The organism is Pseudoxanthomonas sp. PXM04 (assembly GCF_014851695.1).
In the GTDB taxonomy this organism is placed as follows: domain Bacteria; phylum Pseudomonadota; class Gammaproteobacteria; order Xanthomonadales; family Xanthomonadaceae; genus Pseudoxanthomonas_A; species Pseudoxanthomonas_A beigongshangi.
In genome coordinates this window covers 17,040-44,008 of the sequence record NZ_JACVAG010000007.1, presented here as the reverse complement: position 1 = coordinate 44,008, position 26,969 = coordinate 17,040, and the positions used below count along the sequence as shown (strand labels likewise).

Sequence of the window (26,969 nt, the reverse complement as noted above, 5' to 3'; positions counted from 1 at the left end):
CCATACGCCAGCGTATCCATCGCCCGCATGACGTCCAGCGCCGCCGCCCTCCCCGCCGAGCACTATCCGCACCTGTTCGCCCCGCTGGATCTGGGTTTCACCCGGGTCCGCAACCGCATCCTGATGGGTTCGATGCACACCGGCCTGGAGGACCGCGCCCGCGACTTCCCGCGGCTGGCCGCCTATTTCGCCGAACGCGCCGCCGGCGGCGTGGGCCTGATGGTGACCGGCGGCTTCTCGCCCAACCTGGTCGGCTGGCTGAAGCCGTTCGGTGGCAAGCTGTCCTGGCCGTGGGAAGTACGTCCGCACAAGTTCGTCACCCGCGCCGCGCACGAGCACGGGGCGCTGATCTGCCTGCAATTGCTGCATGCCGGCCGCTACGCCTACCACCCGCTCTCGGTGGCGCCATCGAAGCTGAAGGCGCCGATCAATCCGTTCACCCCGCGCGCGATGTCCGCGCGCGCCGTGCAGTCGCAAATCAACGCCTATGCCGGCGCTGCCCGGCGCGCCCGCGATGCCGGTTACGACGGTGTCGAGGTGATGGGCTCGGAAGGCTATCTGATCAACGAGTTCACCGCGCCGCGCACCAATCGCCGCAACGATGCCTGGGGCGGCACACCGGAAAAGCGCATGCGTTTCGCGGTCGAGATCGTCCGCCGCATCCGCGAGGCCTGCGGGCCGGACTTCATCATCATCTACCGGCTGTCGCTGCTGGATCTGGTGGAGGACGGCAACCAGTGGGAGGAGATCCTCGCCCAGGCCCGCGCGGTGGAGGCGGCCGGCGCGACAATCATCAATTCCGGCATCGGCTGGCACGAGGCGCGGGTGCCGACCATCGTCACCTCGGTGCCGCGCGCGGCGTTCGTCGACGTCACCGCCAAGCTCAAGCCGCATGTGTCGGTGCCGGTCGTGGCGACCAACCGCATCAACATGCCGGACGTGGCCGAGGGCATCCTGGCCGCCGGCAAGGCCGACATGGTGTCGCTGGCGCGGCCGCTGCTGGCCGATCCGCAGTGGCCGGAGAAGGCACGCACCGGCCGCGCGCACGCCATCAATACCTGCATCGCCTGCAACCAGGCCTGCCTGGATCATGTGTTCGAGAACAAGACCGCCAGCTGTCTGGTCAATCCGCGCGCCTGCGCGGAAACCGAGCTGACCTATCCGAAGACCTTCGCCGCAAAACGCGTCGCCGTGGTCGGCGCGGGGCCGGCCGGGCTGGCCTGCGCGACCGTGGCCGCCGAACGCGGACACCGGGTCACCCTGTTCGATGCCGAGCCGGAAATCGGCGGGCAGTTCAATTTCGCCAAGCGCATCCCCGGCAAGGAGGAATTCCACGAGACCCTGCGCTACTTCCGCCATCGGCTGGAAGAGACCGGCGTCGAGGTGAAGCTCTCCACGCACGCCGATGCGACGCTGCTGGCCGGCTTCGACGAAGTGGTGCTGGCGACCGGCATCACCCCGCGCCGCGTGGATTTTCCCGGCGCCGATCACCCCAGGGTGATCAGCTATACCGACGTGCTGTCGGGCCGGGTCACGGTCGGCGCCCGCGCGGCGTTGATTGGCGCCGGCGGCATCGGATTCGACGTGGCCGAGTTCCTGGTCCAGGAAGGCCCCTCGTCCAGCCTGGATCCGGCGCGCTGGATGGCCGAATGGGGCGTGGACGCGACCTTCGAGGGCCGCGGCAGCCTGGCCCGCCCGCACCCCGAACCGCCGGCCCGCCAGGTCTGGCTGCTCCAGCGCAGCGCCGGCAAGCCGGGCGCGCGGCTGGGCAAGACCAGCGGCTGGGTCCACCGGGCGACGCTCAAGGCGAAGCAGGTGAAGATGCTGGGCGGGGTCGAGTACCTGGGCGTGGACGACGCCGGCCTGCGCATCCGCGTGGACGATGCCGAACAGGTGCTGCCGGTCGATCACGTGGTGGTCTGCGCCGGCCAGGAGCCACGCCGGGAACTGCAGGCGGCGTTGCTGGCCGCTGGCCGCACCCCTCACCTGATCGGCGGGGCCGACGTGGCCGCCGAACTCGACGCCAAGCGCGCCATCGCACAGGGCAGCCGGCTGGCCGCGGCGCTCTGAACCGACGGGCGGCGAGGCGGTCCCTCGCCGCGCTTGATGACGGCCATCACGGAATCATGCGTGCGCATCGCCGCGCATGCATGCGACCACGGCGCTTTTCCCGGGCTTTTCAGGCGCTTCCCGCCAGCGCGCGACGGTTCTCGGATGCACCGCCAAGCCGCCTCGACCTTGACACGGCTTTCACCAACAAGCATTTCCAATCAAATACTTAGTAGAGCTGTCAACCCGGCGTGTTCAGGGGGGGTTCCGGTTTTCGCCCGTACCTTGCGCCAACTTTTTCGGCCCGCCCCCCAGTTCCGGCAGGCCGCCCCGGCGCCCTCATCATTCAGCCGGGACCCCGGGCAGCCCGTGTGAAGGCTGCCTCCCCATGACGCCCTGCCGCGTCCCTCCCCCGCCGCTTCCAATGGATCGGAACGGTCGGGACCGGCAAAGACGGAGCAAGGAGTTCCCATGAAACTGGCCTGGATTCTCTGGCTGTCGCAGATGTTGCCGCAGCCGGCCGCTGATTCGTTGTGCCTCAGTACCACCGTATACCTGGAAGCCCGCGACCAGACCCTGCGCGGCCAGCAAGCCGTCGCCGAGGTCGCCCTGCGCCGCCGCGACAGCGGCCTGTGGGGTGATTCGGTCTGCGAGGTGGTGACCGCCCGCAAGCAGTTCGCCCCCACCATCGTCGCCCCCGGCACCCGCCTGCAGAATGCGGACGCCTGGGCCAAGTCGGTCAGCGTGGCCCTGAACGCCGAGCGCAACTGGGCCCTCCCGCCCGGCCAGCGCAAGGAAATCGTGCCCGGCGCCAGCCACTTCATGGCCCACCAGATCGCCAGCCCGAGTTGGCGCAACGCCTACCGCGTGGCCACCATCGGCGATCACACCTTCCTGCGCGTGCAGTCGCTCAAGCCGCAGCCACCGCGCTCGTAAACCCGAGCGTCCTGTCGCCGACGCGGCGATTTTCCCCTTCCGGCAAGCGGGCCGTCCGTGACGGTCCGTTACGGCGGTGGCCTTGTGGGCCCTGGACAGGTCTGGGAGAGTTCCCGGATCGCTTTCTAGTACCTGGAGTCCACCCATGAAGCTGTACAGCAAGCCCGGCGCCTGTTCCACCGCCGACCATATCGCCCTGCAATGGACCGGCCAGCCCTTCGAGTTGAAGGTGATGACCGCCGCGGAGATGAAGGCGCCGGAGTACCTGGCGATCAACCCGACCGGCGCGGTCCCGGCGATTGTCGACGGCGACTTCGTCCTGACCCAGAACGCCGCGATCATGGGCTATATCGCCGACCGCTACCCGCAGGCCGGGCTGGGCGGCGACGGTTCCGCGCAGCAGCGGGCCGAGGCGGCGCGCTGGCTGTCCTTCGTCAACTCCGACGTGCATCCGGCTTTCACCCCGCTGTTCGCGCCAGGCAAGTTCATCGCCGACGAATCCGAGTTCGATGCCATCAAGGCCACCGCCCGCAAGCGCCTGCGCGGCCTGTTCGAAAGCGCCAACCAGCGGCTTGAAGGCCGGCAGTGGCTGGCGGGCTTCCGCAGCTTCGCCGATCCCTATCTCTACATCACCCTGCGCTGGGCGGGTAACGTCGGCGTGGATCTGGGCGGCCTGGACAACCTGGCGGCATTCCGCCAGCGCATGGAAGCCGACCCGGGCGTGCAGGCGGCGCTCAAGGCCGAAGGCCTGCACTGAATCAAACGGAAGGGCGGGCCAAGGCCCGCCCTTCTCGTTTCAACAATCGATGCCACCAGCCGACATCCCCATATGTGCGCGGAGACGTCGGCTCCGCGCCGATTCAGAACGCATCGCCGGGAACGCGCACCCAGCCTTCCATCAGGATGCGGGCGCTGCGGCTCATGATGGCCCTGGCGACTTTCCATTCGCCGTTTTCCTGCGTGGCTTCCGCGCCCACCCGCAACGTGCCGGACGGATGACCGAAGCGCACCGCGCTGCGTTCACCACCGCCCGCGGCCAGATTGACCAGCGTGCCCGGCACCGCCGCGGCGGTGCCGATGGCGACGGCGGCGGTGCCCATCATCGCGTGATGCAGCTTGCCCATCGACATCGCGCGCACCAGCAGGTCGATATCACCCGCGCCCACCTGCTTGCCGCTGGAAGTGACGTAGTCCTGCGCCGGCGCCACGAACGCCACCTTCGGCGTGTGCTGGCGGCGCGCGGCCTCCGACACATCGGCGATCAATCCCATCCTTACCGCGCCGTGCGCACGGATCGCCTCGAACATCGCCAGCGCCTTCGGGTCACCGTTGATGGCGTCCTGCAATTCCGCGCCGGTGTAGCCGATGTCGGTGGCGTTGACGAAGATGGTCGGGATGCCGGCATTGATCAGCGTCGCCGGAAACTTGCCGACGCCTGGCACGTCCAGCTCATCGACCAGGTTGCCGGTCGGAAACATCGCGCCGCCGCCCTCGCCTTCGCCCTCGTCGGCCGGATCCAGGAACTCCAGCTGCACCTCGGCTGCCGGGAATGTCACACCGTCCAGTTCGAAGTCCCCGGTTTCCTGCACCTGCCCGCCGGTGATCGGCACGTGTGCGACGATGGTCTTGCCGATGTTCGACTGCCAGATACGCACCGTGCAGACACCGTCCTGAGGGATGCGCGCGGCATCGACCAGTCCACCCGCGATGGCGAACGATCCCACCGCCGCCGACAGGTTGCCGCAGTTGCCGCTCCAGTCGACGAAGGCGCTGTCGATGGACACTTGGCCGAACAGGTAATCGACATCGTGGTCCGGCCGCTCGCTCTTCGCCAGGATCACCGTCTTGCTGGTGCTGGAAGTCGCGCCGCCCATGCCGTCGATCTGCTTGCCGTAGGGATCGGGGCTGCCGATTACCCGCAGCATCAGCGCATCGCGCGCCGCGCCCGGCGCGCGCGCGGGTTCGGGTAGATCCTGCAGCCGGAAGAACACGCCCTTGCTGGTGCCTCCGCGCATGTAGGTGGCGGGGATTCGAATCTGGGGCACGTGCGGCATGGAGGTCTCGGTGTTCGGTCAGGGGTTGTCGGGAATCTGGGGTTCGACCACGTTGGCCAGCAGGGTCAACGACTCCTGCCAGCCGAGGTAACAGAACTCCGCCGGAATCATCGCGGGAATGCCTTCCTGCACGATGCTGATCTCGGTGCCGCAGGCCACCGCCTTGAGCGAGACGCTGACCTGCATGGTGCCCGGCAACGCCGGGTTCTCGAACTGATCGTCGTAGCGGATGCGCTCACCCGGCACCAGTTCGCGATAGGTGCCGCCGAAGGCATGGCTGGAGCCGGTGCCGAAGTTGGTGAACGACATCCGGTAGGTCCCGCCGACCACCGGATCGATGTGGTGGACCTTGCCGGTGAAGCCGTGTGGCGGTAGCCACTTCACCATGGCCTCCGGATCCAGGAAGGCGCGGTAGACGCGCTCGGGCGGAGCGCGCAGGACGCGGTGCAGGCGGACGGTTCCGGTCTCGTTCGACATGGTCATGACCTCTCGGGGATGGTCCGTCCCACTCTAGCGTGGCGGGCGCAAGACGGCGTCACGCCGCCTGCGCCGACTCCAGGAAGTCCTGGGCGAAGCGCTGGAGCACGCCGCCGGCTTCGTAGATCGAGACTTCCTCGTCGCTGTCCAGGCGGCACGTCACCGGTACCTCGATGCGCTCGCCGTCGCGGCGATGGATCACCAGGGTCAGTGTCGCGCGTGGCCTGCGTTCACCGACGACGTCGAAGGTCTCGGTGCCGTCGATGCCCAGGGTCAGGCGGGTGGTGCCGGGCTGGAACTCCAGCGGCAGCACGCCCATGCCGATCAGGTTGGTGCGGTGGATGCGTTCGAAGCCCTCGGCGACGATCGCCTCGACGCCCGCCAGGCGCACGCCCTTGGCCGCCCAATCGCGCGACGAACCCTGTCCGTAGTCGGCACCGGCGATGATGATCAGCGGCTGCTTGCGCTCCATGTAGATCTCGATCGCTTCCCACATGCGCATCACCTGGCCTTCCGGCTCGACCCGCGCCAGCGAGCCCTGCTTCACGCCGCCGTCGGGGTTGCGCACCATCTCGTTGAACAGCTTCGGATTGGCGAAGGTCGCGCGCTGCGCGGTCAGGTGGTCACCGCGGTGGGTGGCATAGGAATTGAAGTCCTCTTCCGGCAGGCCCATCTTCGCCAGATACTCGCCGGCCGCGCTGTCCAGCAGGATCGCGTTGGACGGTGACAGGTGATCGGTGGTGATGTTGTCCGGCAGCACCGCCAGCGGGCGCATGCCGCGCAGCGAGCGTTCGCCGGCCAGCGCGCCCTCCCAGTACGGTGGGCGGCGGATGTAAGTGCTCATCGGGCGCCAGTCGTACAGCGGGCTGGCGCGTTCGCCGTGTTCGACCCGCACGTTGAACATCGGGCCGTACACGCGGCGGAACTGTTCCGGCTTCACCGAGGCGCGCACCACCGCGTCGATTTCCTCGTCGCTCGGCCACAGGTCCTTCAGCCGGATCTCGCGCCCCTCGAACGTGCCCAGCACGTCCTTCTCGATATCGAAACGCACGGTGCCGGCGATCGCGTAGGCCACCACCAGCGGCGGCGAGGCCAGGAAGGCCTGCTTGGCGTAGGGATGGATGCGGCCGTCGAAGTTGCGGTTGCCGGACAGCACGGCGGTCGCATACAGATCGCGATCGACGATTTCCTGCTGGATCTTCGGATCCAGCGCGCCGGACATGCCGTTGCAGGTGGTGCAGGCGAAGGCGACCACTCCGAAGCCGAGCTTTTCCAGTTCCGGGGTCAGTCCGGCCTCGTCCAGGTACAGCGCGACCGCCTTGGAACCGGGTGCCAGCGACGACTTCACCCATGGCTTGCGGGTCAGGCCGACCCGGTTGGCGTTGCGTGCCAGCAGCGCGGCGGCGATCACGTTGCGCGGGTTGCTGGTGTTGGTGCAGCTGGTGATGGCGGCGATGATCACCGCGCCATCCGGCATCAGGCCCTCGGCCTCCTGCGCGCGTGCCTGCGCCAGATCGCCGGCGATGCCCTTCTCCGCCAGATCGGCGGTGGCGACGCGGGCATGCGGATTGGACGGACCTGCCATGTTGCGGACGACACTGGAAAGATCGAACGCCAGCGTCCGTTCGTATTCGGCGTTGCCCAGGCTGTCGGCCCACAGGCCGGCGGTCTTCGCGTAGGTTTCGACCAGGCGGACCTGCTCTTCCTCGCGGCCGGTCAGGCGCAGGTAGTCCAGGGTCTGGCCGTCGATGAAGAACATCGCCGCGGTGGCGCCGTACTCCGGCGCCATGTTGGAGATGGTCGCGCGGTCGCCCAGGGTGAGCGCGGCGGCGCCTTCACCGCGGAACTCCAGATAGGCGCCGACCACCTTCTGCTTGCGCAGGAACTCGGTCAGCGCCAGCACGATGTCGGTGGCGGTGATGCCGGGCTGCGGGCGGCCGGTCAGCTCGACGCCGACGATGTCGGGCAGGCGCATCCAGGAGGCGCGCCCCAGCATCACGTTCTCCGCTTCCAGGCCGCCGACCCCGATCGCGATCACGCCCAGCGCATCGACATGCGGGGTGTGGCTGTCGGTGCCCACGCAGGTATCCGGGAAGGCCACGCCGCCACGCACCTGGATCACCGGCGACATCTTCTCCAGGTTGATCTGGTGCATGATGCCGTTCCCCGGCGGGATGACGTCGACGTTCTCGAACGCATGCCGCGTCCATTCGATGAAGTGGAAGCGATCCTCGTTGCGGCGATCCTCGATGGCGCGGTTCTTGGAAAACGCGTCCGGATCGTAGCCGCCGCATTCCACCGCCAGCGAGTGATCCACGATCAGCTGTACCGGCACCACCGGATTGACCTTGGCCGGATCCCCGCCCTTGTCGGCGATGGCGTCGCGCAGGCCGGCCAGATCGACCAGCGCGGTCTGGCCGAGGATGTCGTGGCAGACCACGCGCGCCGGGAACCACGGAAAGTCGAGATCGCGGCGACGTTCGATCAGCTGCTTCAGCGAATCGGTCAGCGCTGCCGGTTCGCAGCGGCGTACCAGGTTTTCCGCCAGCACACGCGAGGTGTACGGCAGCCGGTCGTAGGCGCCGGGCGCGATCGCGTCGACCGCGGCGCGCGCGTCGAAGTAGTCCAGTGAGGTGCCCGGCAGGGCCTTGCGGTATTCGGTGTTCATGGCTTCGCGGTCGGCGTGACTTTGCGGCGGTCGGGATTCCAGGCCATCGATGGCGGCTCCGCGCGTTCCCGGACGGAAACGCGCGGGCACGGCGAATCAACGCTGGTCGATTGGGACGAACTTCAGGTTTTCGGGGCCGGTGTAGTTGGCGCTGGGGCGGATGATCTTGCCGTCGATGCGCTGCTCGATGACGTGCGCGCTCCAGCCGCTGGTGCGGGCGATGACGAACAGCGGGGTGAACATCGCGGTCGGCACGCCCATCATGTGGTAGCTCACCGCGCTGAACCAGTCCAGGTTGGGGAACATCTTCTTGATGTCCCACATCACCGCTTCCAGGCGCTCGGCGATGGCGTACATCTTGGTGCTCTGCTGTTCCTCGGACAGATCCTTCGCCACCTGCTTGATCACGTCGTTGCGCGGATCGCCGACGGTGTAGACCGGATGGCCGAAACCGATGACCACTTCCTTGCGTTCGACCCGCGCCTTGATGTCGGCCTCGGCCTCGTCCGGTGTCTCATAGCGCTTCTGTACCTCGAACGCGACTTCGTTGGCGCCGCCGTGCTTGGGTCCGCGCAGCGCGCCGATGGCGCCGGTGATGCATGAGTGCATGTCGCTGCCGGTGCCGGCGATCACGCGCGCGGTGAAGGTCGAGGCGTTGAACTCATGCTCGGCGTACAGGATCAGCGAGGTGTGCATCGCGCGCACCCACGAGTCGCGCGGCTTCTCGCCATGCAGCAGGTGCAGGAAGTGGCCGCCGATCGAGTCGTCGTCGGTCTCCACGTCGATGCGCTTTCCGTTGTGACTGTAGTGGTACCAGTACAGCAGCATCGAACCCAGCGAGGCCATCAGCTTATCGGCGATGTCGCGCGCGCCCGGGTGGTTGTGGTCGTCCTTCTCCGGCGACACGCAGCCCAGCACCGACACGCCGGTGCGCATCACGTCCATCGGGTGCGCCGACGGCGGCAGCTGTTCCAGCGCGGTCTTGACCGAGGCCGGGATGCCGCGCAGCGACTTCAGCTTGGCCTTGTAGCCGGCCAGTTCGGCGCGGTTGGGCAGCTTGCCGTGGACCAGCAGGTAGGCGACTTCCTCGAACTCGCTGGTAGTGGCGATGTCGAGGATGTCATAGCCGCGGTAGTGCAGGTCGTTGCCGCTGCGGCCGACCGTGCACAGCGCGGTGTTGCCGGCGGCGGTGCCGCTGAGGGCGACGGACTTCTTCGGCTTGAAGCCGGTGGCTGGGGTGGGTTCACTCATTGCTGCCTCCCGATGGTGTGGCGGTGCGGCGGAAGCTGCTCCACCGCGCTGGAATGACCGGGGACGGACCGAACCGCCCCCCGGGCTGATGTCAGGCGTCGCCCTTCTTCGCGAACAGGGCGTCGAGCTTGTCTTCGTAGGCGTGGTAGCCCAGGTAGTCGTACAGGTCCGCGCGCGACTGCAGGGTATCGATGATGTTCTTCTGGGTGCCTTCGCGGCGCACGGTCTCGTAGAAGTTCAACGCCGCCTTGTTCATGGCGCGATAGGCGCCGCAGCAGTACAGCGCGATGTCCACGCCGGCCGTGCGCAGTTCGTCGACGGTGAAGAACGGGGTGGAGCCGAACTCGGTCAGGTTGGCCAGGATCGGCACCTTCACCGCGTCCTTGAAACGGCGGTAGTCCTCCAGCGTCTTCATCGCCTCGGGGAAGATCATGTCCGCGCCCGCCTCGACATAGGCCACCGCGCGTTCGATCGCCGAATCGATGCCCTCGACGGCGGCGGCGTCGGTGCGCGCCATGATCACGAAGCCTTCATCGCCACGCGCGTCCACCGCGGCCTTGACCCGATCGACCATCTCGTCCTTCGACACCACTTCCTTGCCGGGGCGATGGCCGCAGCGTTTCTGGCCGACCTGGTCCTCCATGTGCACGGCGGCAACGCCGACGCGCTCGAACGAACGGATGGTGCGCGCGATGTTGAACGCGCCGCCCCAGCCGGTGTCGATGTCGACCAGCAGCGGCAAACCGGTGGCGTCGACGATGCGGCGCGCGTCGGTCAGCACGTCTTCCATCGTGCTGATGCCCAGATCGGGCATGCCCAGCGAGTTGGCGGCGACGCCGCCGCCGGACAGGTACAGCGCCTTGTAGCCGACGCGGCGGGCCATCAGGCCGGCATAGGCGGTGATGGCGCCCATCACCTGCAGCGGGGATTCCTCGGCGATCGCGGCGCGGAAGCGCGCGCCTGCAGATGCGTTGCTCATGCATGTCTCCTGCGGAAGCGGATGGCGCCCGTTCCTCGGCGGAGCGGGCCGGGGGTGCGCGCAAGGGTACGCGCACCGGCGGCGCACAATCTGGCACCATCGCTCGGGTTGATCAATCTTGATCAAATCAATCAATCTATCGGCCATGGACACCGACCTGCTCTCCGCCCAGGACACCTGCCGACTGCTCGGCATCAGCCAGGCCACCCTGTATGCGTATGTCAGCCGTGGCCTGATCGAGTCGCGCCCCGGCCCGGACCACCGCAGCCGGCTGTACCTGCGTCGCGACGTCGACCGGCTGGCCCAGCGAAAGCGCGCCGGTCGCGGCGCCGCCCGTGGCGCCGCGCAGAGCCTGGATCGCGGCCTGCCGGTGCTGGAGACGCGGATTTCGCTGATCCGACCGGAGGGCCCCTACTACCGCGGGCGTTCAGCGGTCGCCGCGGTGCGCGAAGGCGCCACCCTGGAAGACGCCGCCCGGCTGCTGTGGGACTGCGGCGACCAGGATCCCTTCACGGCGACGCTGGAGACGCAATGGCCGGCGCACGTCGCCCGCATCGCCGGCGACGCCGGCCTGCCGCCGCTGGCGCGCGCCATGTCGGCGATTCCGTTGCTGGCGCTGGACGTGCGCCAGCCCATGGGCGTGACCGCCCTGGTCCGCCACGAAATCGCGGCCACCCTGCTGCGCCACAACGCCGCGTTGCTGGTGGCGCGCCCACCTTCCGCGGGGCCGGTCCATCGGCTGCTGGCGGATGCGTGGAAACCGGGCGACGAAGGTTTCGCAGATACGGTGCGCGCGGCGCTGGTGCTGTGCGCCGAGCACGAACTCAACGTCTCCGCGTTCGCCGCGCGCGTGGTCGCCTCGACCGGCGCGCACCTGCACGCGACAGTATGCAGCGGCCTGGCGGCGTTGTCCGGCCCGCGCCACGGCGGCGCCACCGCACGCGCCTATTCGCTGATAGAAGCCGCCTGCGCGGCGGACTCGCCCCGTGATTTCATCGCCGCACGCTGGCAGCAAGGCGAGGATCTGCCCGGCTTTGGCCATGCGCTCTATCCGCATGGCGATCCCCGCGCGACGGAATTGCTGGCGCGGCTGCGCCGGCTACACGCGGATACGCCGGTGATGCAGCGGATGGAGGCGGTGATCAGCGCCACCGAGGACATCAACGGACTGCGCCCCAACGTCGATTTCACCCTGGCGGCGATCTGCCACGCCAACGCCCTGCCCGCCACGCCGGCATTGGTGATGTTCGCGGCGGCGCGACTGGCAGGCTGGCTCGCGCATGCGCTGGAACAGCAGGCCCAGGGCCGGCTGATCCGTCCCCGCGCCAGCTACGCCGGCGTGCCACCCGTCACGGCGGAATGACTCGGCATCAGTTGCCGGCCTCCGGCCCGCGTTGCAGCGCCTTCCTCACTTCCTCCAGCGCGTTCGGATCATCCAGGGTGGAAAGGTCGCCGGGATCCGCGCCCTGCGCCAGCGCCTGCAACGAACGCCGCAGCAGCTTGCCGGAACGGGTCTTGGGCAACGCATTGACGATGTACACGCGCGCCGGCCGCGCCACCGCGCCCAGGCTCTGTTCCACGGTACGGCGCATGCCTTCGGCCGCACGCACGCGTTCGTGCGGTTCCTCGGTCGCCTGCCGCAGCGTCGCGAATACCACCGGTACCTGCCCTTTCAGTTCGTCGTTGACACCAATCACCGCAGCCTCGGCCACGGCGGGAAAGCCGGACACCGATTCCTCGATCTCGCGCGTGCCCAGACGATGGCCGGCGACATTGATTACGTCGTCGGTGCGGCCGAGGATGAAGGTGTAGCCCTGCTCGTCGCGGATGGCCCAGTCCAGCGAGCTGTACAGCAGTTCCTTGAAGTGGCTGAAATAGCTGGACAGGAAGCGGGCGTCGTCATTCCAGATGGTGGTCATGCAACCCGGCGGCAGCGGCGGCTGGATGACCAGCACGCCCTTCTCGCCCGGCCCGACTTCCGCGCCGGTGCCTTCGTCGATGACCTTCATCCGGTACCCGAGATTGGGAAAACCGGGCGAGCCGAACTTCACCGGCTTCATGTCCAGGCCCGGCAGCAGCGTCAGCGCCGGCCAGCCGGTCTCGGTCTGCCAGTAGTTGTCGATGACCGGCTTGCCCAGCGCGTCGTTGATCCAGTGCGCGGTCGGTTCGTCCAGCGGCTCGCCGGCCAGGAACAGGTATCGCAGCTTCGACAGATCATGCCGGCGGATGAAATCGACATCGTGCTTCTTCAGGACCCGGATCGCGGTCGGCGAAGAGAACATGGTGCGCACGCCGTACTTCTCGCACAGCGACCACCAGATGCCGGCATCCGGGTGGAATGGCAGGCCTTCGTACAACACCGAAGTGGCGCCGACGATCAGCGGCCCATAGACGTTGTACGAGTGTCCGACCGCCCAGCCGACGTCGGAGGTGGAGAACATCACCTGCCCCGGCGCGACGTCGAATACCGTGCGCATCGACAGCGCCAGCGCGACCGCGTAGCCGCCGACATCGCGCTGCACGCCCTTGGGCTTGCCGGTGGTGCCGGAGGTATACAGCAGGTAGCTGGGCTCGTTGGATTCCAGCCATGCCACGTCCACCTGCTCGTCGCCGACCGCCTGGCGCAGCGTGGCGTAGTCCTCGTCGCGCCCCGCCATCCTCGGTTCGGCCGGATCCAGTCCGCGCGAGACAATCAGCACCTTGGGCGGCGGCGTGGCCGCCTTCGCGCAGGCTTCGTCGACCAGCGGCTTGTACGGGATGACCTTGCCGCCGCGCATGCCGGCATCGGCGGCGATCAACAGCCTGGGTTGGGCATCGTCGATGCGCAGCGCGAGGTTGTGCGCGGCGAAACCGCCGAAGACCACCGAATGGATGGCTCCGATGCGCGCGCAGGCGAGCATCGCGAACACCGCCTCGGCCATGTTGGGCATGTAGATGACCACCCGATCGCCACGCCCCACGCCCAGGCGCTGGAGGATGGCGGCGAAAGCGTTCACCTCGCGATGCAGTTCGCGGTAGCTGATCTCGCGCGTGGTGCCGGTTTCGGAGGACACCGCCACCAGCGCCAGCTGATCGGCGCGTTCGGGCAGATGCCGGTCCACCGCGTTGTAGCAGAGATTGGTCTGGCCACCCACGAACCAGCGCCGGAACGGCGGCTTCGAATAGTCCAGCACCTGCCGCGGCGGCACATGCCAGTGGATGGCGCGCGCCTCCTCACCCCAGAAGGCTTCCGGCTCGTCGATCGACCGGCGATAGACGTCTTCGTACCCCATGCGGCGATCTCCTGTCCGATTGCCCGCAGCATAGTCCCGCCGACACCATCCCACCTTCCGACTTTGGTCAAATGCTCACCGGGGACGCCACACTCCCAGGTCATGGGCCGCGTGACGCCTCCCAGGTACCGCCCGAGGCCACCAGCGGGCGGTCTGTCGCTGTCGTTGCATCCCGATCAGCGGTCTGTTGATAGCGGTTCGCATGTGAAAACGGCAGAATGAGAAGATGAGCGATCCACTGTCCACGCACCCGCCCGCACTCCTTCGCCATCGCAGGGAATGGCTTGCTGCAGCAATTCTAGTACTGCTGATCAAGGGCGGCTGGCTCCTGGTTGACCATACCTTGCGCCTCTACATGGGCGATTCGATGGTCTATCTGCAGACAGGCGCTTGGCTGAGTCCAAGCCCGGGACGTTCGTTCCTGTATGGCGTATTGCTGCATTTCTCGGCCTTCCCCTTGCACTCGCCCATTGCGATTCTGGCACTGCAGACCGCTCTGTCCGCCGCCACTGCACTACTCCTTTTCCATTTCCTGCGCCATATCCTCGCGCTGCGCTTCTGGATTTGTCTGCTTGCCACCGTGTTCTATGCTGCCGAACCGGCACAGATCTTCTTCGAGCGGATGGTGATGGCGGAAACGGCGGGGCAGTTCGCCCTAGTCCTGACCGTGTTGGCGCTTTCCCGTTTTCTCACTGTGGGGAAACTCCGCTGGTACCTGTTCAGTTGCATGCTTGGTCTGCTCGCCGCGAATTTCCGCACTAGCCTGCTACCCGTCGTACTCGGCCTTGGTCTGGTCGTTCCCTGGGTCAAGTACTGGCTCGTCGACAAGCACGAGAAACCCCAGAAGGCGTGGCGTCAGCGACTGGGGTCACTTGCTATTGCGCTGGGAACGTTGGCCGCGTCGCATGTGGCGTATACCCAGATCTATGGCATCGCCTTCAAGTGTCCGCCCGGTTACCTCGCCCTCACCGGGATGATGCGAATCGGCCTGGTTGCACCGCTCATCCAATCTGAGCATTTCGAAGGCACCGGAGTATCCGGGGATATCCTCAAGCGGGTCCAACTTCCACTGTCGGATCACTGGCAGCGCGGCAATCACATCTGGTCCAGCCAAGGACTCTGGCACGAATTGGAGAACGACAGTCCCAACCCCGAGCTGGTCGCCCGCACGATTACGCGGCGGGCCATGCTTTCCAATCCCCTCGGCTTGCTGGAGATCAACCTGGAGACCTTGGGTGGCTACTTCGACATGACCCGTGTCTACTGGCGAATGCAAGACGACATCGGCGCGATAGCCCCGGATGAACGTGCGCTGGAACTTGTGCAAGGTTGGCTGGAGTGGGACGCCAGGGGAATCAATACGCTCGAGACCCCTGCCCGCCGCTTTTTCGCGGCTTCATATCGATGGCTGGTATTTTGCCTGTTCGGCTTGGTACCCATTGCGCTCCTTGCGCTCGTCGCCGGCTGGCGCACGCCACGGCGGCCTCAGTTCTTCCTGCTTGGGCTGGCATCAGTCGGTCTTGTCGCTTCCCACCTGCTGTTCGCCCATATCGTCTCTTTCCGCTATATCCATCCACTGCCGTGGTTCATGCTTGCCAACATCGCGGTATTAATTGATGCAGCGTTCAATTCCCGATATCGGACCGTTTCTCGGCTGGAGACGGCCAGCGCAGGTAAGCCAGCGCCCTGAGTTCGCGGCGCCCCCTTGCCACTGCATCCAGCACCAGCCCTGCAACCATGGCCAGCATAGAGACCACGGCCAAAGCAGTCACGAGGATGGCGGTCGGAATGCGCGGCACCAATCCTGTTTCAAGGTAAGTCAGTAGCAGCGGCAATCCCAGCAAGAACCCGAGCAGCGCCGTGGACAGGCTGAGCGCACCGTAGAAGGCAATGGGTCGTTCCGTACTGAACAACTTCAACATCGTGCGCACGATGCGGAATCCGTCGCGCCAGGTGCTCAGCTTGCTTACCGAGCCTTCGGGCCGCTCCTTGTATGGTGTGGGAACTTCACCGATCGACATGTGCAATTCAAGCGCATGAACTGTCAGTTCCGTTTCTATTTCGAACCCGCCAGACTGCGCCGGAAAACTTTTGACGAATCGGCGCGAGAAAGCACGGTATCCGGACAGGATGTCCCGACATGGCCGGCCGAACAGCCAGCCCAGGAATCCCGTCAGCAGGCTGTTTCCGAACGCGTGCCCCGCCCGATAGGCCAAGACGCCTGTCGCTTCGCGCACGCCCACCACCATGTCGTGCCCCTCCCGCAGGCGTCCAATCAAACGGGGGGCACAGGCAGCCGAATAGGTATCGTCACCGTCCACCAACACGTAGATATCAGCATCGATATCAGCGAAGAGACGACGAACAACATGTCCCTTACCGCGCAACCTGACGTGCCCGACACGAGCCCCCGCCGCTTGAGCTCGCTCCGCGGTGTCGTCCTCCGAATCATTGTCAAAGACATACACCACGGCTTCCGGAAGTGCTTTCCGGAAATCGGCGACGACCCGCTCAATCGTGATGGCTTCGTTGTAACACGGCACGAGTACTGCAACGCGGGGGGAACCCATACTTCTTCCTTATTGATGACTCAGCCCAGCAGGTGCGCCACGCCGGCGCGCTCTTCTTCCAGCTCGGCCAGGGTCTTGTCCATCGCGGCGCGGCTGAACGCGTCGACTTCCAGGCCTTCCACGCGGGTGTATTCGCCGTTGGCGGTGATCACCGGCACGCCGTAGATCACGCCTTCCGGAACGCCGTAGCTGCCGTCGGACGGCACGCCCATGGTCACCCACTTGCCGTTGCTGCCCAGCACCCAGTCGCGGATGTGGTCGATGGCGGCGTTGGCGGCGGAAGCGGCCGAGGACAGGCCGCGCGCCTCGATGATCGCGGCGCCGCGCTTGCCGACCTGCGGGATGAAGGTGTTGGCGTTCCAGTCGGCGTCGTTGATCTTGTCCTTCAGCGACACGCCGTTGGCGGTGGCGAAACGGTAGTCCGGGTACATGGTCGGGCTATGGTTGCCCCACACCACCAGCTTCTCGATGTCGCCCACGGCCACGCCGGCCTTGTTGGCCAGCTGGCTCAGCGCGCGGTTGTGGTCCAGGCGCAGCATCGCGGTGAAGTTCCTGGCCGGCAGGTCCGGCGCCGACTTCATGGCGATGTAGGCATTGGTGTTGGCCGGGTTGCCGACCACCAGCACCTTGACGTCGCGGCTGGCGACCTTGTTCAGCGCGGCGCCCTGGGCGGTGAAGATCTTGGCGTTCTCCAGCAGCAGGTCCTTGCGCTCCATGCCCGGGCCGCGCGGACGCGCGCCGACCAGCAGGGCCACGTCGGCGTCCTTGAACGCCACTTCCGGGTCGTCGGTGCCGACCATGCCGGCCAGCAGCGGGAACGCGCAGTCTTCCAGCTCCATCATCACGCCCTTCAGCGCGGCCTGGGCCTTGTCGATCGGCAGCTCCAGCAACTGCAGGATGACCGGCTGGTCCTTGCCAAGCATTTCACCGGAGGCGATGCGGAACAGCAGGGCATAACCGATCTGGCCGGCGGCGCCGGTGACTGCAACACGGACGGGGGTCTTCATGGGGTTGTCTCCGAGGGAAAGGAAAGCCGGACTCACGCGAGTTCGGCGAAGAAGGCCTGGATGCGCGACAGGCCTTCATCCAGCTGGGCGTCGGCACAGGTGTAGGAAATGCGCAGCGCGCGCGGTTCGCCGAAGGCCGAACCCGGCACGCAGGCCACGCCCTTGGCTTCCAGCAGGGCGTTGCAGAAGTCCACGTCGTTGTGGATGACCACGCCATCATGGGTCTTGCCGAACGCGACCGAGATGTCCGGGAACGCATAGAACGCGCCTTCCGGACGCGGGCACACCACGCCCGGAATCCCGGCCAGCGCCGCCAGCACGCGATCCCGCTTGGCGGCGAATTCGGCGCACTTGCGCTGCGGAATGTCCTGCGGGCCGGTCAACGCGGCGACCGCCGCGGCGGTGACCACTTCCGGCAAGTTGGTGATGTGGTTGGAGTTGAGCGCCACCAGCGCCTGGGCGACGTTCTCCGGCGCGGCGATCAGGCCGACCCTCCAGCCCGGCATGCCGTAGGTCTTGGACAGCGAGTCGATGACGACGGTGCGTTCGCGCAGTTCCGGACGGAAATGCAGGAAGTTGTGGTAGCCCACGCCATCGAACACCAGGCGGTTGTAGATGTCGTCCAGCAGGATCCAGGTGTCCGGATGGCGCGCCACCACCTCGGCCAGCGCCGCGACCTCGTCCTTCGAATAGACCATGCCGGTCGGGTTGGACGGGTTGTTGAACAGGAACACCTTGGGCTTCTGCGCCAGCGCGGCGTCCAGTTGTTCCGGGGTGAGCTTGTAGTTCTGCTCGGGCGGGCACGGCAGCTTCAGCGACACCGCGCCGACGATGTCGGCGATGTCCTGGTAGGTGGTCCAGTACGGGGTCGGATAGGCGATGGTGTCACCCTCGTCCAGCAGCGCCTCGGCCAGGTTGTACAGCACGTGCTTGGCGCCGACGCCGGCGACGATGTTGCGGCGGGTGTAGCCGGTCAGCCCGCTGCCTTCAAGATGATGCAGGAAGGCATCCAGCAGCGCGTCGGTACCGCGGTTGGAACCGTACTGGCCGGAATCCTTGTCCAGCGATTTGCGCGCGGCCTCGTAGACATGCTCGCCGGGCAGGAAATTCGGTACGCCGATCGAGAAGCTGATGATGTCGCGGCCTTCGGCCTTGAGCTTCTTCGCCTTTTCCGCGACCGCCATGATCGCGCTGGGCTTGGCGCGACCGGTGCGCCGGGCAAGCTGGGGCATTGCATTACCTCGCAGGGGATGTTTCGCGGGAGGAACGTGCGTGCGCCGTTTTTTGCGGCGCGGAATTTTACCACGCCGCCCCGGTCCGGCCGGGGTGGATCGGAGGGTCCGGCCTCCTCCCTTGGTCGTAGCCGAGGCTCCCCCGACCGGGGGAGCGCACGGCCGGCGCGGGTCAGGCGCTCAGGTAACGGTTCCACTCGGCCACGCGGTCGGCCTTGGCGGCCAACACGGCGTCGGCGTCACCCTCGATGGTGAGGCGGTTGATCAGGTCGCCCTGCTGGACCGCGTCGACCACGTCCAGGCCCTCCAGGACCTTGCCGAACACGGTGTGCTTGCCATCCAGCCAGGGGGTCGCCACGTGGGTGATGAAGAACTGGCTGCCATTGGTGTTGGGGCCGGCATTGGCCATCGACAGCACGCCGCGGTCGTGGCGCACGCCGTTGTTGGTCTCGTCCTCGAACCGGTAGCCCGGGCCGCCGCGGCCGGACCCCTCGGGGCAGCCGCCCTGGATCATGAAATCGGCAATCACCCGGTGGAAGTTCAGGCCGTCATAGAAGCCGCGCTTGGCCAGGTTGACGAAGTTGGCGACCGTCAGCGGGGCCTTGTCGGGGTACAGCTCGACCTTGATGGGGCCGCGGGAGGTGTCGAAAGTGGCGATGAGGGACATCGGGAGCTCCAGATACGGGACAGGGGTTCAGGGGGCCGGGGGTCCGGAAACCGGGCCTGGCCCGAATCTGGGGGCCGTTGGCACCGTTTCCAGCCCCGGCCCGTTCAGCCAGGACGCCCGGACGCTAATTGCGGGGACGTAACCCGTTATAATACGCCCCATTCCTCCACAGCCCCTGCGCGCACACTGGCGCGCTTTTCCGCATGTCCATCCAGAATCTCCGCAACATCGCCATCGTCGCCCACGTCGACCACGGCAAGACCACTCTCGTCGACTGCCTGCTGAAGCAGTCCGGCACCCTGTCCGAGCGCACGGTGCTTGCCGAGCGGGTGATGGACAGCAACGACCAGGAAAAGGAACGCGGCATCACCATCCTGGCCAAGAACACCGCCATCACCTGGCAGGGCAACCGCATCAACATCGTCGACACCCCCGGGCACGCCGACTTCGGCGGCGAAGTGGAGCGCGTGCTGTCGATGGTCGACTCGGTGCTGATCCTGGTCGACGCGATGGACGGCCCGATGCCGCAGACCCGCTTCGTCACCCAGAAGGCGTTCGCGATGGGCTTCAAGCCGATCGTCGTGGTCAACAAGATCGACCGCCCCGGCGCGCGTCCGGACTGGGTCATCGACCAGGTGTTCGATCTGTTCGACAAGCTGGGCGCCACCAACGAACAGTTGGACTTCCCGATCGTCTACGCCTCGGCGCTGCACGGCTACGCCAGCCTCGACGACACCACCCGCGACGGCGACATGACCCCGCTGTACGAAGCGATCATGAAGCACGTCCCGGCGCCGTCGGTGGATCCGGAAGGCGCGTTCCAGATGCGCATCAGCCAGCTGGACTACAACAATTTCGTCGGCCTGATCGGCATCGGCCGGATCCAGCGCGGCAAGGTCAAGAAGAACCAGCCGGTCAGCGTGGTCGATCGCGAAGGCAAGAAGCGCCAGGGCAAGATCGTGCAGGTGCTGGGCTTCATGGGCCTGGAGCGCATCGAGGTCGAGGAAGCCGAGGCCGGCGACATCGTCGCCATCGCCGGCATCCAGGACCTGAGCATCTCCGATACCGTGTGCGCGCTGGACACCCCGGAAGCGCTGCCGGCACTGACCGTGGACGAGCCGACCATCAGCATGACCTTCCAGGTCAACAACTCGCCGTTCGCCGGCCACAAGGATTTCTCCGGCGGCAAGTTCATCACCAGCCGCCAGCTGCGTGAACGCCTCGAGCGCGAAACCCTGCACAACGTCGCGTTGAAGGTCGAGGAGACCGCCGACGCCGACAAGTTCCTGGTCTCCGGCCGCGGCGAACTGCACCTGTCGGTGCTGATCGAAACCATGCGCCGCGAAGGTTTCGAGCTGGCGGTGTCGCGCCCGGAAGTCATCATCAAGGAAATCGACGGCCAGTTGATGGAGCCGGTCGAGCAATTGGTGGTCGACATCGAGGAAGTGCACCAGGGCGGCGTGATGGAAAAGCTGGGCACCCGCAAGGCGCAGCTGAAGAACATGGAGTCGGATGGCAAGGGCCGCGTGCGCCTGGACTACACGATTCCGGCGCGCGGCCTGATCGGGTTCCAGAACGAGTTCAGGACCCTCACCCAGGGTTCGGGCCTGCTGTTCCACGTGTTCGACCACTACGGTCCGAAGGAAACCGGCCCGATCGCCAAGCGCCAGAACGGCGTGATGATCGCCAATGCCCCCGGCGTCACCCCGGCCTACTCGCTGGGACCGCTGGAAGAGCGCGGCCGCCTGTTCGCCGCCGAAGGCGACAACGTCTACGAAGGCCAGCTGGTCGGCATCCATTCCAAGGACAACGATCTGACCGTCAACGTGATCAAGCCCAAGCCGCTGACCAACATGCGCGCCTCGGGCAAGGACGACGCGATCAAGCTGACCCCCGCGCTGAAGTACTCGCTGGAACAGGCCCTGGATTTCATCGAGGACGACGAACTGGTGGAAGTCACCCCGAAGGAAATCCGCCTGCGCAAGAAGATGCTGACCGAAAGCGATCGCAAGCGCGCCTCGCGCGCCGCCTGATCGCCCACGGATGGTCGAGGCCCCCTACAACCCGGATCCCAAGGCGCATCCGGGCCTGCACGTCATCGCCCTGTTCGAGGGGTTGAAGGGGGTACTGGCGCTGGCCGCCGCGACCGGGCTGGCGCTGCTGGGACCGCAGCCGCTGCGGCACTGGGTGGAGGCGATGATCGCCCGCTTCCACCTCGATACCGAGCACGGCACCCTGCCGTCGCTGCTCAACGCCATCAATCCCGAAGCGGTCCACCTGGCCGTCCTGGTGGTCGTGCTGTACGCGATCATGCGACTGGCTGAAGCCTGGGGCCTGTGGCGCGCCCGGGCGTGGGCTTCCTGGCTGGGCTGCATCGGCTCGGCGCTGTACCTGCCTCTGGATCTGTACGCGCTGTACCACCATCCCGGCTGGCACACCTGGGCGGTACTGCTGATCAATCTGGCCGTGGTCTACATACTCGGCCGCGACCTGCACAGGCGCCGCAGGGTTTGAAAGGACCTCCCGGCCTGCTAGCCTCACGCTAGCTCACCGGGGGAATCCGCCACATGCGTTCGCGAACGCTGCTGTTCTCAGCCGCCCTGATGCTGGCCGCCTGCCAGCGCCAGCCCGCCGCCGTCACCAACGCGCCCGCCGACGCGCCGACGGACTTCGCCTACGCCGAACTGGACATCGACGACCTGCAGGGACGCATGCAGCGCGGCGAACTCGACAGCCGCACCCTCACCCGCGCCTACCTGGACCGCATCGCCGCGATCGACAAGGCCGGGCCGCAACTGAACTCGGTCATCGAAATCAACGCCGACGCCATGAAGGAAGCCGCCCTGCGCGATCTCGAGCGCAAGGACAACGCGGTGCGCGGCCCGCTGCACGGCATCCCGATCCTGCTCAAGGACAACATCGACGCCACCCCGATGGTCAACTCGGCCGGTTCGCTGGCGCTGAAGGATTTCCGGCCCGCCAGCGACGCCTTCCTGGTCAAGCGCCTGCGCGAGGCCGGCGCGGTCATCCTGGGCAAGACCAACCTGAGCGAATGGGCGAACTTCCGTTCCACCCATTCCACTTCCGGATGGAGCGCCCGCGGCGGCCAGACCCGCAATCCCTACGTGCTGGATCGCAATCCCTGCGGCTCCAGTTCCGGCAGCGCGGTCGCCGTTTCGGCCAACCTCGCCGCCGCCAGCATCGGCACCGAAACCGACGGCAGCATCATCTGCCCGGCCGCGGTCAGCGGCGTGGTCGGGCTGAAGCCGACGGTCGGCCTGATCAGCCGCGACGGCATCATCCCGATCTCGTTCAGCCAGGACACCGCCGGACCGATGACCCGCAGCGTGGCGGACGCGGCGCTGCTGCTGACGGCACTGGCCGGTCGCGACGCCGCCGATCCGGCCACCACCAACGCGGCCTGGAACATCACCCTCGACTATCACGCGCGGCTGAAACCGGACGGATTGAAGGGCGCGCGCATCGGCGTGCTGCGCAGCAAGCTCGCGATCCACCCGGACGCCGCCGCCGCGATGGAAGGCGCGATCAAGGTGATGCGCGAGGCCGGCGCGACGATCGTCGATGCCGAAATCCCGACCGATGGCCAATGGGACGAGGCCGAACTGGAATTGATGCTGTACGAGTTCAAGGCCGGGCTGGAGCGCTACCTCGCCGGCCACGGCGCGCCGGTGAAAACCCTGTCGCAGCTGATCGGCTACAACCAGCAGTACCGCGTCTCGGAGATGCCGTATTTCGGGCAGGAGCTGTTCGAGATGGCCAACGCCAAGGGTGGCCTCGGCGAAAGCGACTACATCAGCGCGCGCAGTCGCGCGCGCCGGCTGGCCGGTCCGGAGGGCATCGATGCGGCGCTCAAGGCGCAGCGGCTCGATGCGCTGATCGCGCCAGCCACCGGTCCGGCATGGCTGACCGACCACAAGGCCGGCGATCACTTCCCGGGTGCGGGCTACGGCGCCGCCGCGGTCGCGGGTTATCCCAGCCTGACGGTGCCGATGGGCCACAGCGATGGCCTGCCGCTGGGCATCGTCTTCATGGGAACCGCCTGGAGCGAGGGCCGCCTGATCGAACTCGGCTACGCCTACGAGCAACTGACCCGTGCCCGCAATCCCCCCGAGTACTGGCCAACCCTGGATACCCGCGGGTCGCAGGCGGTCCGCCGCTGAACGCTCCACTCCCTTCCCGGTTCTGGCGACCATCCGGGAGCCGGCGTAGCATGGCCCCAACTGTCCGCGCGGCCACCCGACCAGAACGCTGATGGAGCTCGATCCGCAACGCGCCTCGGAACTGCGTGCCCTGGGCAGCTCCCGCTTCGCCGCCGCAGAGCGCCGGCGGCGCCTGGACCGGCTGGCATGGGGCGTGCTGGTGCTGTCCTTCCTGCTGTCGCTGTGGTTCGGGGTGATGGCCTGGCAGCAGGCGCGGGCCGGCGCCGGCGCGCGCTTCCATGCGCGGGCCGAAGCCATGGCCACCGCGCTGGCCACCCACATGAATGCCTACGAGGACACGGTGCGCGCCGCCGCGGCCGTGCTGGAGGCGCAGCCGGGTCTGGATCGCGCCGGCTTCCAGACCTTCGCCCGCCGGTTGCGGATTCCCAACCAGCCCACCGGCGTGCATGGCCTGGGCTTCGCGCGCCGGGTGGCGGCGGCCGAGCTACCCGCCTATCTGGCCCGCCAGCGCGAAATCCACGGGCCGGCATTCCGTCTGCATCCCGACGGCGCGCGCGACGAATACGTGGTGCTCGACCTGGTCTACCCCGAACGGGACGGCATGCTGCCGCTGCTGGGCAAGGACGTGTTCGCCGAACCTGACCGGCGCGTGGCCATGCAGCGGGCCCGTGACAGCGGACAACTGAGCATCGCCCCACGGATCGCCCTGGCCGACAGTTCGCGCGGCGATTCCGGACGTCCCGGCTTCCTGCTTTATTCGCCGGTCTACGACGCCGCGATGCCGCTGGAGGCCGATGCGGCATTGCGCCGCGCGCACCTGCGCGGCTTTGCGACGGCGGGATTCGGCTGGGCCCAGGTGATGCAGGAAGTCGCGGGCGAAACCGGCGGCGGAGATCCGCTCGATCTGCGCCTGCTCGTCCGCGCGCCCGGCGCCCCTCCGATGCTGGTGTTCGAACGCGCCAATCTGCGCGCGCGGTACGGCACCGACATGGAGCCGGCTTTCCACTACACCCGCAACCTGGATTTCCTCGGCGGCGCCTGGGAACTGACCTTGTTTTCGGCCCCCGCGCGCGTCGCCATTCCCGGCCTGCTGCCCATTGCGGCACTGACGCTCTGCGGCCTGGCCTTCGGCGTGCTGATGTTCCTCCTGCTGCGCAGCCTGGCACGCGCGGAGCACCGCAGCCGCGCCTTGCTCGATGCGGTCGCCGATCACCTGCCGGCGCTGATCGCCTACGTGGGCCGGGATCGCCGCTACGGCTTCACCAACCGGGCCACCCGCGACTGGTTCGGCGACCAGGCGCCCTGGACGGATCGCACCATCGAGGAAGTCCATGCCGGCAATCCCGCGTTCCTGGCCGATCTGCGCCGGGCGCTGGAGGAAAGCACTCCGGATCACGGCGCGGTGTGGGAGACCCGCATCGGCGACCCGGAACGCCCGGTCCAGGCTTATCTGGTGCCGGACGTGGACCCCGACCGGACCATCGCCGGCTGGTACCTGATGGCCACCGACACCAGCGAGCAGAAGCGCGCGCAGCGCGAAATTTCGCTCGCCCGCGATCATCTGCAGCGCATCACCGACAAGCTGCCGGCGATGATCGCCCAGTACGATCGCCAGGAACGCACGGTGTTCTTCAACCGCGCCTGCCAGGAGCTGCCGATCTGGCAACGCCCGTACTCGCCGGGCGTGCCGATTCGCGAGATGCTGGGTGAAGAGCACTACGCGCGCCGCAAGCCCTACATCGACGCCGTGCTCTCCGGCCGCGATGTCGACTTCGAGACATCCTTCACCCTGCCCTCCGGCCCGCGCCGGATGCACGTCTACTACACACCCGACATCGGCGACGACGGCGCGGTGAACGGTTTCCTGGTGATGGTGATCGACATCACCGACAAGGCACAGCTGGAAAGCGCGCTGCACGACGCCACCGAGCGCGCCGAGGTCACCCTGTCCTCGATCAGCGAGGCGGTGGTCACGGTCGATACCGAAGGCCGCGTCACCTACATGAACCCCGCGGCGGAAGCGATCGGTGGCTGGACGCTGCAGGAGGCCGTCGGCCTCGCGCTGGAGAAAGTGCTGCCATTGCGGTCCGTCGCCGAATCCGCGGAAGAAGGCGAAACCGGTGCGCCGGTTTCAGTGCCGGGTGATCTGGAACTGGCTCGGCGGGACGGCCGACGGATGCTGGTGAAGCGCTCCGTCTCGCCCCTGCATGGGCACGACGACAGCCTGATGGGATCGGTCATGGTCCTGCGCGACATCACCGAGGAGCGCACGCTCAGCGCGCGCATGGCCTATCTGGCGCATCACGACTCGCTGACCACCCTGCCCAACCGCCTCCAGCTCAACGAGGCGCTGGCGCAGTCGATCGCCAACGCCACCCATCGCGGCACCAGTGTCGCGGTGCTGTTCATCGATCTGGATCTGTTCAAGCACGTCAACGACGCGCTGGGCCACCACATCGGCGATCAACTGCTGCAGCAGGTGGCCAAGCGGATCCAGCGTAACATCGGCAACCTGGGCACGGTCTACCGGACCGGCGGCGACGAGTTCGTCGTGCTGCTGGACAACATGGTCAACCGCGACGGCGTCGCGCTGATCGCAGAGCGATTGCTGGCGATCGGCGGCACGCCCTACACGGTGGCCTCGCACGAGTTGCACCAGGCCTTCAGCATCGGCGTCAGCCTGTTCCCCGAGGATGGCTACGATGCGCCCACCCTGATGATGCGTTCCGACGCGGCGATGTACCTGGCCAAGCGCAACGGCCGCAATGCGTTCCGTTTCTACACCCGCGAACTGGCGTCGAGCGTGGACGCGCGCATCGAGCTGGAAAGCAGCCTGCGCCGCAGTCTGCGCAACGGCGACCTGACCCTCTACTACCAGCCGCAGATCGACCGCCGCACCGGCCGCATCGTCGGCGTCGAAGGACTGGTGCGCTGGAAGCGCGGCGAGCGGCTGATGCTGCCCGGCGAATTCCTGCCGATCGCCGAGGAAACCAACCTCATCGTCGATCTGGACCAATGGGCCATCCGCGCCGCCTGCCGACAGAGCCGGCAGTGGCAGCAGATGGGCCTGCCGCCGATCCGGGTTTCGGTGAATGTCGCCGCCGCCAACTTCGACACCGATACGCTGGTGGACACCGTCGTCTCCGCGCTCGGGGAAAGCGGCCTGCCCGCCGAGTACCTGGAACTGGAAGTCACCGAAACCACGCTGATGCGCGACGTGCAGCGCACCGACCGCGTCCTGCGCGCGCTCAAGGCGCTGGGCGTGCGCATCGCCATCGATGATTTCGGCACCGGCTTCTCCAGCCTGAGTTACCTGGGCAACTACGGCTTCAACGTGCTCAAGATCGACCAGTCGTTCGTGCGCGACGTCACCGAGGCCAACCAGGGCGCGATCACCCGCGCCATCATCGGCCTCGCCGGTCAGCTCCAGTGCCGCACGGTCGCCGAGGGCGTCGAGACCCAGGCACAGCTGGCGTGGCTGGTGGCCAACGGATGCGACGAATTGCAGGGCAACCTGTTCAGCCCTCCGGTTCCGGCGGCCGATTTCGCCCGCCTGTTCGCAGGCGAGCCTTCATGGTTCATTCCGCAACCGGCGCGCGGGATGCACGCGCACTGGTCCTGAGTCG

Annotated in this window: 19 protein-coding genes; 9 read left to right on the top strand and 10 right to left on the bottom strand. The window is 67.1% G+C overall.

The genetic code is table 11. From position 1 onward, the window contains the following. The first annotated feature begins 27 nt into the window (after window positions 1-27). The 3 genes from IB228_RS16600 (at window position 28) to IB228_RS16590 (ending at window position 3,742) form a co-directional block, all read left to right on the top strand. On the top strand, window positions 28-2,070 hold the full coding sequence (locus tag IB228_RS16600; RefSeq protein WP_192199250.1) for an NADPH-dependent 2,4-dienoyl-CoA reductase: 2,043 nt from the start codon (window positions 28-30) through the stop codon (window positions 2,068-2,070). Between the two features lie 450 nt (window positions 2,071-2,520). After that, window positions 2,521-2,985: a cell wall hydrolase gene (locus IB228_RS16595; RefSeq protein WP_192199249.1), complete on the top strand. Its 465-nt coding sequence runs from the start codon at window positions 2,521-2,523 to the stop codon at window positions 2,983-2,985. A gap of 145 nt (window positions 2,986-3,130) precedes the next feature. Next, window positions 3,131-3,742, top strand: coding sequence for a glutathione S-transferase N-terminal domain-containing protein (locus tag IB228_RS16590; RefSeq protein WP_183638620.1), 612 nt, complete (start codon window positions 3,131-3,133; stop codon window positions 3,740-3,742). A gap of 103 nt (window positions 3,743-3,845) precedes the next feature. On the opposite strand, the gene prpF is transcribed toward IB228_RS16590, so the two are convergent. The 5 genes from prpF to prpB form a co-directional block, all read right to left on the bottom strand. After that, a complete protein-coding gene (gene prpF, locus IB228_RS16585) occupies window positions 3,846-5,039 on the bottom strand; it encodes a 2-methylaconitate cis-trans isomerase PrpF (RefSeq protein WP_192199248.1) in 1,194 nt (397 codons plus the stop codon). Between the two features lie 18 nt (window positions 5,040-5,057). Beyond that, the gene (locus IB228_RS16580; protein ID WP_225562524.1) at window positions 5,058-5,516 is read right to left on the bottom strand and encodes an SRPBCC family protein; all 459 of its coding nucleotides are present in this window, start codon (window positions 5,514-5,516) and stop codon (window positions 5,058-5,060) included. A 58-nt stretch (window positions 5,517-5,574) separates the two neighbouring features. Then, window positions 5,575-8,184, bottom strand: coding sequence for a Fe/S-dependent 2-methylisocitrate dehydratase AcnD (gene acnD / locus IB228_RS16575; RefSeq protein ID WP_192199246.1), 2,610 nt, complete (start codon window positions 8,182-8,184; stop codon window positions 5,575-5,577). A gap of 96 nt (window positions 8,185-8,280) precedes the next feature. After that, window positions 8,281-9,435, bottom strand: coding sequence for a 2-methylcitrate synthase (gene prpC / locus IB228_RS16570; RefSeq protein WP_141455913.1), 1,155 nt, complete (start codon window positions 9,433-9,435; stop codon window positions 8,281-8,283). Window positions 9,436-9,526: 91 nt separating this feature from the next. Further along, window positions 9,527-10,414 (bottom strand): methylisocitrate lyase, encoded by an 888-nt coding sequence (prpB, locus tag IB228_RS16565; RefSeq protein ID WP_192199245.1) that lies wholly within the window; start codon window positions 10,412-10,414, stop codon window positions 9,527-9,529. A 145-nt stretch (window positions 10,415-10,559) separates the two neighbouring features. Between prpB and IB228_RS16560 the strand changes: the two genes are divergently transcribed. Further along, a complete protein-coding gene (locus IB228_RS16560) occupies window positions 10,560-11,777 on the top strand; it encodes a citrate synthase family protein (protein ID WP_192199244.1) in 1,218 nt (405 codons plus the stop codon). A gap of 7 nt (window positions 11,778-11,784) precedes the next feature. Here the strand turns inward: IB228_RS16560 and prpE are convergent, their stop codons facing one another. Continuing rightward, a complete protein-coding gene (prpE, locus tag IB228_RS16555; RefSeq protein WP_192199243.1) occupies window positions 11,785-13,686 on the bottom strand; it encodes a propionate--CoA ligase in 1,902 nt (633 codons plus the stop codon). A 226-nt stretch (window positions 13,687-13,912) separates the two neighbouring features. On the opposite strand from prpE, the gene IB228_RS16550 reads away from it, so the two are divergent. Next, entirely contained in the window at window positions 13,913-15,376 is a 1,464-nt protein-coding gene (locus IB228_RS16550) for a hypothetical protein (protein ID WP_192199242.1), read from the top strand. Here the strand turns inward: IB228_RS16550 and IB228_RS16545 are convergent. The 4 genes from IB228_RS16545 to IB228_RS16530 all read right to left on the bottom strand — a co-directional run bounded on the left by IB228_RS16545 (window position 15,312) and on the right by IB228_RS16530 (window position 19,162). Further along, a complete protein-coding gene (locus IB228_RS16545) occupies window positions 15,312-16,256 on the bottom strand; it encodes a glycosyltransferase (protein WP_183638641.1) in 945 nt (314 codons plus the stop codon). The genes IB228_RS16550 and IB228_RS16545 overlap by 65 nt on opposite strands. A 20-nt stretch (window positions 16,257-16,276) precedes the next feature. After that, window positions 16,277-17,263: a malate dehydrogenase gene (locus IB228_RS16540; protein WP_183638645.1), complete on the bottom strand. Its 987-nt coding sequence runs from the start codon at window positions 17,261-17,263 to the stop codon at window positions 16,277-16,279. Between the two features lie 32 nt (window positions 17,264-17,295). Beyond that, window positions 17,296-18,495, bottom strand: coding sequence for a pyridoxal phosphate-dependent aminotransferase (locus IB228_RS16535; protein ID WP_192199241.1), 1,200 nt, complete (start codon window positions 18,493-18,495; stop codon window positions 17,296-17,298). A 172-nt stretch (window positions 18,496-18,667) separates the two neighbouring features. After that, the gene (locus IB228_RS16530) at window positions 18,668-19,162 is read right to left on the bottom strand and encodes a peptidylprolyl isomerase (RefSeq protein ID WP_183638651.1); all 495 of its coding nucleotides are present in this window, start codon (window positions 19,160-19,162) and stop codon (window positions 18,668-18,670) included. A gap of 203 nt (window positions 19,163-19,365) precedes the next feature. Here IB228_RS16530 and typA point away from each other — a divergent pair, with 203 nt between their 5' ends. The 4 genes from typA (at window position 19,366) to IB228_RS16510 (ending at window position 26,965) form a co-directional block, all read left to right on the top strand. Next, complete coding sequence (typA, locus tag IB228_RS16525; protein WP_192199240.1) at window positions 19,366-21,195, top strand: translational GTPase TypA; 1,830 nt, start codon at window positions 19,366-19,368, stop codon at window positions 21,193-21,195. 10 nt (window positions 21,196-21,205) lie between these two features. Beyond that, entirely contained in the window at window positions 21,206-21,676 is a 471-nt protein-coding gene (locus IB228_RS16520) for a DUF2127 domain-containing protein (protein WP_192199239.1), read from the top strand. A gap of 53 nt (window positions 21,677-21,729) precedes the next feature. Next, window positions 21,730-23,343 carry an amidase gene (locus IB228_RS16515; RefSeq protein ID WP_192199238.1) on the top strand — a complete coding sequence of 538 codons (1,614 nt, stop codon included), beginning with the start codon at window positions 21,730-21,732 and terminating at the stop codon, window positions 23,341-23,343. 91 nt (window positions 23,344-23,434) lie between these two features. Further along, complete coding sequence (locus tag IB228_RS16510) at window positions 23,435-26,965, top strand: EAL domain-containing protein (RefSeq protein ID WP_192199237.1); 3,531 nt, start codon at window positions 23,435-23,437, stop codon at window positions 26,963-26,965. Window positions 26,966-26,969 lie beyond the last annotated feature (4 nt).